The 11,563-nt window shown below is 38.1% G+C and carries 12 protein-coding genes; all 12 read left to right on the top strand.

Going from position 1 to position 11,563, the window contains the following annotated elements; all coding sequences use genetic code 11:
* The coding region (locus ACSR9O_RS17625; protein WP_491724833.1) for an Ig-like domain-containing protein at positions 1-834 on the top strand (834 nt) is incomplete at its 5' end.
* A 190-nt stretch (positions 835-1,024) separates the two neighbouring features.
* Positions 1,025-1,552, top strand: a complete 528-nt coding sequence (locus ACSR9O_RS17620; RefSeq protein WP_101223353.1) for a hypothetical protein — start codon at positions 1,025-1,027, stop codon at positions 1,550-1,552.
* A 601-nt stretch (positions 1,553-2,153) separates the two neighbouring features.
* Entirely contained in the window at positions 2,154-3,509 is a 1,356-nt protein-coding gene (locus tag ACSR9O_RS17615) for a nucleotide sugar dehydrogenase (protein ID WP_101223352.1), read from the top strand.
* Positions 3,510-3,567: 58 nt separating this feature from the next.
* On the top strand, positions 3,568-4,260 hold the full coding sequence (locus ACSR9O_RS17610; protein WP_101223351.1) for a YveK family protein: 693 nt from the start codon (positions 3,568-3,570) through the stop codon (positions 4,258-4,260).
* A 23-nt stretch (positions 4,261-4,283) separates the two neighbouring features.
* On the top strand, positions 4,284-4,991 hold the full coding sequence (locus ACSR9O_RS17605) for a CpsD/CapB family tyrosine-protein kinase (protein WP_491724832.1): 708 nt from the start codon (positions 4,284-4,286) through the stop codon (positions 4,989-4,991).
* A 61-nt stretch (positions 4,992-5,052) separates the two neighbouring features.
* The gene (locus ACSR9O_RS17600; protein WP_260358614.1) at positions 5,053-5,784 is read left to right on the top strand and encodes a tyrosine-protein phosphatase; all 732 of its coding nucleotides are present in this window, start codon (positions 5,053-5,055) and stop codon (positions 5,782-5,784) included.
* Between the two features lie 26 nt (positions 5,785-5,810).
* Entirely contained in the window at positions 5,811-7,622 is a 1,812-nt protein-coding gene (locus ACSR9O_RS17595; protein ID WP_101223349.1) for a polysaccharide biosynthesis protein, read from the top strand.
* A 247-nt stretch (positions 7,623-7,869) separates the two neighbouring features.
* Positions 7,870-8,454 carry a sugar transferase gene (locus tag ACSR9O_RS17590; protein WP_311735970.1) on the top strand — a complete coding sequence of 195 codons (585 nt, stop codon included), beginning with the start codon at positions 7,870-7,872 and terminating at the stop codon, positions 8,452-8,454.
* A gap of 96 nt (positions 8,455-8,550) precedes the next feature.
* On the top strand, positions 8,551-9,171 hold the full coding sequence (locus ACSR9O_RS17585; protein WP_491724831.1) for an acetyltransferase: 621 nt from the start codon (positions 8,551-8,553) through the stop codon (positions 9,169-9,171).
* Between the two features lie 17 nt (positions 9,172-9,188).
* Entirely contained in the window at positions 9,189-10,349 is a 1,161-nt protein-coding gene (locus ACSR9O_RS17580) for a DegT/DnrJ/EryC1/StrS family aminotransferase (protein WP_491724830.1), read from the top strand.
* Positions 10,350-10,414: 65 nt separating this feature from the next.
* Complete coding sequence (locus tag ACSR9O_RS17575) at positions 10,415-10,636, top strand: hypothetical protein (protein ID WP_491725486.1); 222 nt, start codon at positions 10,415-10,417, stop codon at positions 10,634-10,636.
* Between the two features lie 84 nt (positions 10,637-10,720).
* Positions 10,721-10,921 carry a hypothetical protein gene (locus ACSR9O_RS17570; RefSeq protein ID WP_101223345.1) on the top strand — a complete coding sequence of 67 codons (201 nt, stop codon included), beginning with the start codon at positions 10,721-10,723 and terminating at the stop codon, positions 10,919-10,921.
* The last annotated feature ends 642 nt before the right edge of the window (positions 10,922-11,563 follow it).

The following is an 11,563-nucleotide window of genomic DNA, read 5'->3' as shown; positions in this document are numbered from 1 at the left end:
GATAAAGATATAACGGCTCCAGATGCACCGAAATTGAATGAGGTTACAACAAACAGTAAAGAGGTAACAGGAAGCGGTGAACCTGAAGCAAATGTGACCGTCACCATTAATTCCAAGAAATATACCGGAGTTGTAGGTCCAGAAGGGAAATTCAAGGTTGCGATTCCAAATCAACCAGTCCATACGGTTATTACTGTTACCCTTACCGACGCGGCTGGGAATGTCAGCGAGAGTTCATCTTTCAGGGTAGTACAGTTTATGCCAAGTGAACCTGTAAAGATCAATCCTGTGTACCCAATTGCAGAGGTTATAACTGGAACTGCTCCTGAAGGGGCAACTATCGTTCGCTTATTGGTAAATGGCGAAGCACTGCGTACGGCACCTGTCAATGAAGATGGAACATTCAGTATATACAGTAAGTATGTAGGAGTAGATGAGAATGGAAATAATAAAACCCTACAAGTAGGCGATATCGTAACGGTTGACTACGGTGTTCGGACTCCATCGAACCTACAGGCTCATACTACGGTAATCAAGGAAGCGGAGAAACTGCAGGTGAATCCTGTAGCTCCTAATGCCGATTATGTTACGGGCAAGGCATCGGAGGGAACTAAGAGTCTCCGTTTGCTAGTGAATGGAATAGCGCAGAGAACAGTGTCTCTAACTCAGACTGGGGCAGGATTCATTAATCCAGATGGAAGTTACCAAATTTACAGCCGGTTTATTGTGGATGAAAATGGGGTTACTCGAAGATTGCAAGCAGGAGATGTCATTGAAGTTGACAATGGACCTCTAGTAGTTGGGGGAGAAATAGCAAAAACAGTAGTGAAATAATCAATTCGATAATGATGTAAGAAGGCCTCTCCTATTGGAAGTGGGTCCTTCTTACATGTTTGAAAACGCTTCTTAAAGTGTTTGAGTATTTTTTCGTTACAAGGAAAGAAGTCCAATTTTTAAATGAGATAAAAGGTACTGAAGAATCTCTCTTTAAGAAGGGTTTATATTTTTTAAAAGGAGTGGAATCATGATATTGAAGAGAAGGTTCAGAAGTATTGGAATCTGTATATTTACATTAAGTATATTTTTGACAGGCTGCATGTCAGGAGAAAAGGAAGTCCAGAAAGAAATGCAAAAGCAAACGAATACTTCTACTAAGGACGAAACGGATAAAAAAGAAACAGGACAAGAGAAGACCGTATCTGGCGTAAGTATTGGGATTGAAGAAGCATTGCAGCTCGAGCATCCAGATCAAAAAGGAAAAAAAGTTTTACAGTTACAGCTGAAGGCAACTAATAAAACGGCAGAAGAAAAATTTGTAGACGTTTTTGAAATGTCGGTATGGAATCAAGAGGATAAAAAACTACGTATCTATCCAGGAGATAATCTAGGCACGAAACTGGCTCCTGGAAAAAGTGTAAAAGGTAATGGGTACTATGTGATTGAAGGAAAGGGACCTTACAAGGTGCAGTATGAAAATACTGAAACGAAAGATAAGCAGGAATGGACTATTAACAAAGTGAAGGACATGACAGAGGACGAATCTGAAAAGTAGTATGTAATTTACATTTTGACTGAACATTGGAGTTCCCCCGATGAATGGCCCCCCTGGTTAAAGGTCATTCAATCGGGGGATTTGTATTTCCTGAACGATAAGAAGAATGGAGTATGGATGGAAAAGACTATGTTCGTTTTTATCAGCTGATTGCTTGAGGGACGTCCATTATAAATGTGAAATGCGTGGGATTAAGTTCAGAATCAAAAATTAATTATGATTATAGGTGTTTTGGCTAAAAAACAGATTTAGTTTTCCCCTAACCATGCACTTGTACCTCACGTCAAAAAAACAGGTGATTCTGGTTAAATAGGGTAGATGAATCAAAAACAGAACGCTTCATTCGAAATCTGGAACCAGCAACAAAAATAATTATGATAATTTATTAATGCTGACGATAAAAATTAACGGGAAACTTACAAGGCGACTTTTCAAGGCGGAACTCTAGTATTTCATTCATAAAAAATGATATATCTGGTCAACTTTGCTGATTAAGAAAGATAGCGTTAGGAATTTGCTGGTTTTTTGTAGTGAATTTTCATTGTGGCCTAATAATTTAAATGTTCGTTATGTTCTGATAAGGAAATGGAGGAGTTGAATCATGATAACAGCGACAACGCAAGAAAGGCAGCAACAAAAAAATACTGCCCAATACTCGCACAAATCTGCTCTGCAAAGAGAATTAAAGAACAAGACCGCTAAAGTCGGAGTGATTGGATTGGGTTATGTTGGTCTCCCGACTGCTTGCCATTATGCATCTAAAGGTTATACGGTGACAGGATTCGATGTCTCTGAGACAAAAGTGGAAAGTTTAAATAGCGGAATCAACTATATCAATGATGTAGATAATGACGGGCTTAGAGATTTGATAAACCAAAAGCGGTTTACAGCGACGACGGATATGAAGCAGCTAGGAGACATGAATGTCCTTTTGATTTGTGTCCCGACCCCAGTTAATAAGTTGAAGGAACCTGATATCTCGTATGTGAGGGATGTAGGGAACATTGTCGCTGAACATGCGAATGAAGGTACAATGGTTATTTTGGAAAGTACAACATACCCAGGAACGACAGAAGAGTATATCTGTACACCATTGACAGATAGGGGATATGTGATAGGTGAGAACCTTTTTGTAGCTTATTCCCCGGAAAGAATAGATCCAGGAAATAAAAGTTTTAATATAAGCAACACGCCAAAAGTTATTGGGGGGATGACGGAAACCTGTACAGACCTAGCGTGCAAGTTCATCGGTTCGACAGCTCATCGTGTTAAGGGGGTTCGTGTTGCAGAATTAAGCAAAATCTTTGAGAACACTTTTCGATGGATTAACATGGCTTTGGTCAATGAAATGACGGTACTATGCAATGAGTTGGAAATTGATATATGGGAAACGATCAATGCGGCTTCTTCAAAACCATACGGGTTCATGAAATTCACCCCAGGCATTGGTGTCGGGGGACATTGCATTCCGGTAGATCCATACTACTTGCTCTATAAGGCAAAAGAACATGGTCATCGGACAAAAATGATTGAACTGGCAGGGGATATCAATGACGGAATGGTTCACTATTCATATAACCGGATACTTGAATTGCTTGCAGCCAATGACAAGCTCATGAAACACTCACATATTGTGGTTTTAGGTGCAACTTACAAAAGTGATATTGGTGATTTAAGGGAAAGCCCGGTCGTCCGCTTACTTGAACGATTACAAAACAAGGTCCGGAATCTAACCGTAATCGAACCCTATGCTAAAGAAATCCGAATCAATGAACAGGTTCTACAGGTGGAAAAATACGATGCTGCCATTCTTCAAAAAGCCGATTTAGTTGTCATCGGAACACCACACAATTGTTTTGACTGGAAAAGTGTCCATGATCATGCTTCATTAATATTCGATTCCAAAAATGTGATGGAGGAAAATGGATTGCTTTCTGATAAGGTCATAAAATTATAGGCCGAGAACAAAAAAAGTGACAAACGAAAAGGTTTAAAGATGGATTGGAGTTGATTGAATGGCGGAGACACTCAATATAAAAGATCTTTTTCAAATGGTGAAAAAACGCATCGTGCTCATTATTATCATCACAACCTTATTAACGGCAATGACGGGAATCGTTAGCTTTTTCATTCTTTCACCTGTTTACCAAGCTTCTACACAAATCTTAGTCAATCAATCTAAAGAAAAGTCAGAACTTTACAATGTAGGTGAGATTCAAACCAATATTCAATTGATTGAAACGTACAGTGAAATCATAAAAAGTCCGATGATGTTAGAAAAAGTCAAAGAACGACTGAATCTTGATATATCAAATACAGCATTATCGGAACAAATCAAAATTGTAAGTAATGGGAATTCACAAATTTTCACCATTAAAGTTGAGGGGGCTGACCCTAAAATTACCGTTAGTGTCGCCAGTGCAATTACGGACATATTCCAAGATGAAATAAAAACGCTTATGAATGTGGACAATGTCAATGTCTTATCCAAAGCAACTATAGGAGATAATTCCTCACCTATAAAACCGAACCCGATCATGAATACGATCGTTGCATGTTTTGCAGGGTTAATCATAAGTTTATTTCTTACATTAATGATCGAATTTTTCGACAAAACAATCAAAGTTGAGTCTGATATTGAAGAACATTTAAAGATTCCGATGCTAGGCATCGTGAATTTAATGGAAAATAAAAAAAAACGGAAATGATAGTGTAATTACAACCTCAAGAGGTGAAAAGCTTGACACGCGATAAACGGCATAAAAAGACGGAGATTAAAAAAAGAAGCAGTATTTCCATGTTGAAATCGAAGTCACCTGTTGTGGAGCAATATAGGACAATTCGAACGAACCTTCAATTTTCCGCTGTGGAAAAAGACATAAAGACGATGATTTTCACCTCTGCAAATGCAGGTGAAGGAAAATCGACGACTTCAATCAATGTCGCAGCAGTTTTTGCTCAGCAAGGGAAACGCGTTCTCATCATAGATGCAGATTTGAGAAAGCCTAGTGTTCATACTAACTTTAATATGGAGAACTACTTGGGGTTAACGAATATCATATCAAAGCAAAATCAATTACTCGATGCTGTACAACCTTCCTTTTACCCTAATTTAGATGTGCTGACAAGTGGGCCAATCCCCCCAAACCCATCGGAGTTGCTTGGGTCTAACGGAATGGTGACAGTGCTGGATGAAGCAAAGCTAAATTATGATTTAGTAATTCTGGACACACCGCCTGTTAATGCAGTCACAGATGCTCAAGTATTAGCGAGTATGACAGACGGCGTGGTTTTGGTGGTGAGCAGCGGAAGCACTGAAATACAGCAAGCACAAAAAGCGAAGGAATTACTTGAGAATGCAAATGCAAAGCTTTTGGGTGCAATCCTAAATAAGAAAAAACAAAAATATCCTGACGAATACTACTACTATGGTAAATAAAATAAGTAGTTTGGAAGTTGTATAAGTTTAGCATTCGTGGTTAGGAAAAAGAGGGATAACGATGATTGATATTCATAGCCATATTTTACCGAAGATGGATGATGGTGCTGGAGATATCCATGAAAGTATAGAAATGGCGAGAAAAGCTGTAGAACAAGGAATTTCCAACATCATAGCAACCCCTCATTATAATAAGGGGATATATGAAAATGATAAGGAAATAGTCGTGAATGAAACAGCAAAATTAAACCTAGTGCTAGATGACCTGGATATCCCGCTAAAAGTATGGCCTGGGCAGGAAATAAGGATATCCGATGAACTTTCGGATGATTATGACAATAATGAAATCATGGGCTTGAATGGTTCGCAGTACATCCTTCTCGAACTGCCTTCAAACCATGTGCCAGTGTATACGGAACGATTAATTTATGATCTGCAAATGAAAAGGATGACACCGATCATTGCTCATCCAGAGCGGAATTTGGAAATAATAAAAAATCCGCAACTTCTAAAAGAACTGATTTGGAAGGGTGCTTATTCACAAATAACTGCAGGGAGCATCACGGGCAAATTCGGCTGGAGAACAAAAAGGTTTTCCAAATATTTAGTTCAATCAGGTCTTACTCATTTTATTGCATCAGATGCTCATAATGTTGGAAACAGAGGTTTTCAACTCAGGGAAGCACATAAGTTGATTGAGAAGAATTTCGGTCAAGAAATAGTCGATGCCTTTAATGAAAATGCCGAGAATGTTTTGTACGGGATGAAAGTTAAAGAACTCTTGTTTGACTAAAAATATTAATATGGGGAGAAGTAGATTTGACATATTATAACCGGCTTTTCACATTAGTCTTACTGGACGCTGTGATTGTTGTGACGGCTGTATTTTTAAGTTATTGGTTATTACATCCGTATAATGAAATATCGGCATTTATAATGACAATTACACTTATTTTGCTTATGTGTCATTATTTCTTCACTGCTTATTTAAAACTCTATAAAAAGGCTTGGGAATACGCCAGTATCAAGGAAATGTTCAATATATTCAAAGTAACGGCCTTTTCTATTACGATTACTGCCGCCTTTCAGCTATACTTTACCCATTTTCTATATATTAGAGAGCTTTTCATTACTTGTATTCTATATATTGCCATGATTGGGTGCTCACGTTTGGCATGGAGGATCTATTTTGAACGATACATTAAGCAATCACCCAATAAAAAAAGAACGTTGATCGTTGGAGCAGGGTCTGCAGGGACGATGATAACGAGTCGGTTGTTAAAATCCAGCAATATAGACTTAGTCCCGGTTGCATTCGTTGATGATGATAAAGCGAAGCTTAGTTTAGAAATCTTCAATATACCAGTTGTAGCAGCAACAAAAGATATTTCTCAAGTGGTTGAACAATACAAGATCGAACATATCGTGATTGCGATTCCTTCTTTGAAAAGAGAAGAAATAAATTCCATATTTTCGGAATGCACCAAAACTTACAAAAAGACTCAAATTGTCCCTAGCCTGGAAGCGATTGTTCAAGGCAAGGTTCCAATTAATCAATTGCAGGATATCCAGATGGAAGACTTATTGGGTCGCTTACCCGTTCAACTTGATGATAAAGGGATTTTAGAAAAGATTGTTGATAGCACTATTTTAGTAACCGGTGCCGGCGGTTCAATTGGATCGGAAATCTGTCGTCAGATCATGAAGTATAATCCAGCTAAAATTGTATTGCTCGGGCATGGTGAAAACAGCATTTATGCGATCGAGTTGGAATTGCGAGAGGCTTATGCAGATACAATTGAGATCGTGACAGAAATTGCAGACATTCAGGACCGCCGGAGGATGTTTCAGGTAATCGACCATCATCGGCCTAATATCGTCTACCATGCAGCCGCCCATAAACATGTACCGCTTATGGAGTCCAACCCTAAAGAAGCGGTGAAAAATAACATGATAGGCACGATGAATGTTGCCGAGGCATCAGAGGCTGGCATGGTTAATATTTTTGTCATGGTTTCGTCAGATAAAGCCGTAAATCCGACAAGTATAATGGGTGCCTCTAAATGTTTGGCCGAGATGATGATCTGGTATAAGAGTTTGTCTAGTCATACTAAATTTGTAACGGTCCGATTTGGAAATGTCCTTGGCAGCAATGGCAGCGTAATCCCACTCTTTAAAAAACAAATAAAAAAAGGGGGACCTTTGACAGTCACTCATCCGGATATGATTCGCTATTTCATGACAATTCCGGAAGCTTCAAGATTAGTCATTCAGGCAGGGGTCCTGGCCAAAGGAGGAGAGGTATTCGTACTTGATATGGGCGAACCGGTCAAAATTGTCGATTTCGCTAAAAAGCTTATCCAACTGTCAGGTTACAGCGTTGAAGAAATTGGAATAACTTATACTGGAATCCGGCCAGGTGAAAAATTATACGAAGAATTGCTTGGGGAAGACGAAGTTTACTTGAATCAGATTTACCCGCAAATCCATATTGGAAAACCAAGAGAAGTAAATTGGAAAGCGATAAAAGAGATTATCACAACATATGAAGACATGAGCGAAGAAACGTTAAAAGATAGAATGCTGAATTTGGCGAATTACAGGAAGAATAACAAAATTCCCATACCGTGATAATGCCTCAAATCCGGGTGATGTTAGCAATTAATAGAAAAAGTAAAGCAAGTGTCACAATTTTGATGATTTGCGTTTTTCAATGAAGGAAATTGGGCAATATATTCACCTTTTAAAAAATGTTAAAGAGAAGTAAGAATAATAGATGCGAAGAAATTTTCAATTAATCACTAGAATTCTGTATAGCTATCTGAAGAATTCCTTTGTTACTTGATAACGATACACAATGATAATTTGGGAGGAAAAAATGAAACGGGCTTTTGAATTTTTGATATCTTGTCTGGCGCTTATATCCTGTTCACTTCTTATGCTGTTTATCGTCATCCTAATCCGTTTAAAATTAGGTTCACCTGTCATTTTTAAGCAGGAGCGGCCAGGATTTAATGGCAAACCATTTTATCTGTATAAGTTCAGAACGATGACAGATGAAAAAGATGAAAAAGGGGATTTGATTCCTGATGAGAAGAGATTAACTGATTTTGGGAAATTACTTAGAAAATTAAGTTTAGATGAATTACCTCAATTATTTAATGTCATGAAAGGCGATGTGAGTTTTGTAGGCCCACGGCCATTATTAATGGAATATCTCCCATTATATACTTCCGAACAAGCAAGGAGGCATGATGTCCGGCCTGGAATGACGGGGTGGGCCCAAGTGAATGGGCGAAATGCAATCTCGTGGGAGAAAAAGTTTGAGCTTGATGTCTGGTACGTTGAAAATCAATCCTTTTTACTGGATATGAAGATCTTGTACCTTACCTTGATTAAGGTATGTAAACAAGAAGCCATTACCCAGGAAGGACATGTCACAACCCAAAAATTTGTTGGATAATGGGATGAATGATATTGATTTAAGGTTTACCAAAATTCAACTGTACCTCGAGGTAACAAGAAACCCCAAATTTGATGATGTGAGAAGTGATTTGAATTGAAGAAAATCGTAATAATCGGTGCGGGCGGGCACTCAAAAGTTGTTCAAGATATTGTTGAAGCAATGGGTGAATATCGTCTCATGGCTATTTTAGATGATCAATACGAAGTGCTGAAAAGAAAGGGAAATGTATATTTTGGCCCCATCTTAAGCTATAGAAGCTTATTTATTCATTTTGAATATAAGGTAATTATTGCGATAGGCAGGAACGATTTAAGATTAAAAATCGTAAACGAACTGAATTTAGATGTAATGGATTATGAGACAGTCATTCATCCAACTGCTATAGTGGGTAAAAATGTTTCGATAGGTAAAGGAACGGTCATTATGCCTAATGTCGTCTTGAACGCTGGCGCTAAAGTGGGGAATCACGTCATTGTTAATACGTCTTCAGTCATTGAGCATGATACCCATCTTGATGACTATATCCATATAGCACCAAGTGCTACCCTGACAGGAGCTGTCAAGGTAGGAACTGGTAGCTTGATAGGAGCAGGATCTACGGTCATACCAAGCATAACGATAGGGGAATGGTGTACGGTTGGTGCCGGGTCAACCGTTATTCAAGACATTTCTGATGCATCTACCGCTGTGGGGTCCCCAGCTAGGATAATATAATAAGGAGTGTGTGTGGGATGGAGAATAAAAGATTGTATCTTTCGCCTCCTCATATGAGTGGGAATGAACAAATGTACATTAGACAAGCGTTCGAGACAAATTGGATAGCGCCACTAGGACCGAACGTAAAAGCTTTGGAAGACGAATTTGCCAAATATGCGGGCACTAAGGGAGCGTTGGCAGTAAGTTCAGGAACTGCGGCCATTCATTTGGCATTGCAAGTATTGGGAGTCACCACTGGTGATACTGTATTCTGTTCTTCATTAACTTTTATAGCCAGTGCAAATCCTATCATCTATCAAGGTGCGAAGCCTGTTTTTATAGATTCTGAATCTGATACATGGAATATGTCACCTAAGGCATTGGAACTGGCTTTGGAATATGCGAGGAAAAATCGGAGAATTCCAAAAGCTGTAATTTTGGTCCACCTATTTGGACAAAGTGCAAAGGTAGATGAGATTAAGAGCATTTGCGGGAAATATAAGGTTGCTTTAATAGAGGATGCGGCCGAATCCCTTGGTGGATCTTACAAGGGGAAGCAAACAGGAGCGTTTGGTGATATAGGGATTTATTCGTTTAATGGAAATAAAATCATAACAACTTCTGGAGGGGGCATGCTGGTTTCAAATAACGAGGAATACTTACATAAAGCTCTCTTCCTATCTACACAAGCACGTGATGCAGCGCTTCATTATCAGCATAGCTCGATTGGATATAACTATCGTTTAAGCAATATTCTAGCTGGAATCGGCCGTGCCCAATTAGAAGTATTGGATGACCGTGTTAAAGTTCGGAGAGAAATTTTTGATCGTTATAAAAAATCTTTAGGGAACATACCTGGCATTACCTTCATGCCTGAATTAAAAGATACGATGGGGAATCGCTGGCTTACCGCATTAACAATAGACGACAAAATCAATGGAGTACGATCCAGTGACGTGATTAATGCGTTAGAAGCAGAAAATATTGAGTCCAGACCAGTATGGAAACCATTACATTTACAGCCTGTCTTTAAAAATGCAGCATTTTTTACAGAAAGCGGCGATAAAAGCATTTCAAGTATGTTATTTGAACAAGGTTTATGTTTGCCGTCCGGTTCGGGTATGACATTTGAAGATCAAGAGCGGGTCGTGGAAATTGTAAAGGAAGTACTTGAACCGTCCAAATTAGCCCAATGATTCTTTAGTCGTGTGATACGAGTTAATTCATTAAAGGAACTGTTGCATGCAGTCACATTTAGCAGATATACCAAAGCCCGTTTTCTTACAATGAAAAGGAGGCAAACCAAAATATGAGAATTACATTTAAACAGATTTATCAAGATATCAACAATTTAGTATGTTTATCCAATAACCGAAATGGTTTGAATTTCAGAGAGATTGAGCTTACAAGAAAAAGACTGGTTGAAAATATAAAAGCGATAGAACTGCATACCATCATTTTAAAAAAGAAAGATCCTGGATGAAAACCCCCATATCATCCTTACCTTTTAAAAATGATTTCATTTTTTGGGAGCCTTTTTAAATCCACATTAGAAATGAGGGTGCTTATGAAGATTGGTGATAAAGTTATTTATAAATCAAGGGAATATAAAATTATTTACATCTATAGAAATGATTTAAAAGCCGAGCTTCTTTCCTTTGATGCTAAGCATGAGAAATTCGAATTAGCGCATATATCACATTTGATAAAGACTAACCCGGCTTATGTAGAGAATCTACAAAAGGTGTCCCCTTATGAAAATTGTTGAGTAGCGGTTGTTGAATAGAATGCAGATGACACACCACCCTGGCGTTTGGTCAGTCTGTCGAGCAATTCAACACAGTCTTTTTCTTGACTTATGCAATCAACATATAAAGATGATGTATCTTCAATATTCTATTGAACCTTGTTGGGGTAGGTATTAAACCTATGAACAATTTTTTCCTCCTCAATATGGATGCCTTCTATGAATTTAACTTTTCATTTTCATAAACCTCTTTACTGACTTTTTACATGGGAGCACTGCTTTTGAGGCGTTGTTCATTTAAATAGTAAGCACTGCATTCTTTTAAGGTATATTCCCTTAAATCCTCTATAAAAGAATGAGGTGTTTTTTTTTGTCCGGAACAAATGAATGCTGTAAAGAAAACCATTATTGCTTAACGATTGATAAAGCAAAAGAAATTGTTTCTAAAATGAAATGCTTCATTGTTAATTTGGGTTATATTACTAACTGCATTTACATTTTAAACCTTACAACTATACATAGCTTGTTGATAGTATTCGACGGATCATGCTTGTTACATCAAAGATAAGTTTCAATTATTGATTTCCACATACCACTTATGAAACGACGCAGGAATAAAATTATGGTAAATTTGGGTAGTAAGTAGTGTGTATTTTCTGTTAT

It is taken from the genome of Peribacillus sp. B65, from assembly GCF_058513295.1.
The sequence above is the reverse complement of the archived record's forward strand: the minus strand, read 5'-3'. Positions and strand labels throughout refer to the sequence as shown.

Coding starts and splice junctions, on each gene's coding strand:
- ACSR9O_RS17620 (WP_101223353.1), top strand. CDS start 1,025: ATGATATTGAAGAGAAGGTTCAGAAGTATTGGAATCTGTATATTTACA.
- ACSR9O_RS17615 (WP_101223352.1), top strand. CDS start 2,154: ATGATAACAGCGACAACGCAAGAAAGGCAGCAACAAAAAAATACTGCC.
- ACSR9O_RS17610 (WP_101223351.1), top strand. CDS start 3,568: ATGGCGGAGACACTCAATATAAAAGATCTTTTTCAAATGGTGAAAAAA.
- ACSR9O_RS17600 (WP_260358614.1), top strand. CDS start 5,053: ATGATTGATATTCATAGCCATATTTTACCGAAGATGGATGATGGTGCT.
- ACSR9O_RS17590 (WP_311735970.1), top strand. CDS start 7,870: ATGAAACGGGCTTTTGAATTTTTGATATCTTGTCTGGCGCTTATATCC.
- ACSR9O_RS17580 (WP_491724830.1), top strand. CDS start 9,189: ATGGAGAATAAAAGATTGTATCTTTCGCCTCCTCATATGAGTGGGAAT.
- ACSR9O_RS17570 (WP_101223345.1), top strand. CDS start 10,721: ATGAAGATTGGTGATAAAGTTATTTATAAATCAAGGGAATATAAAATT.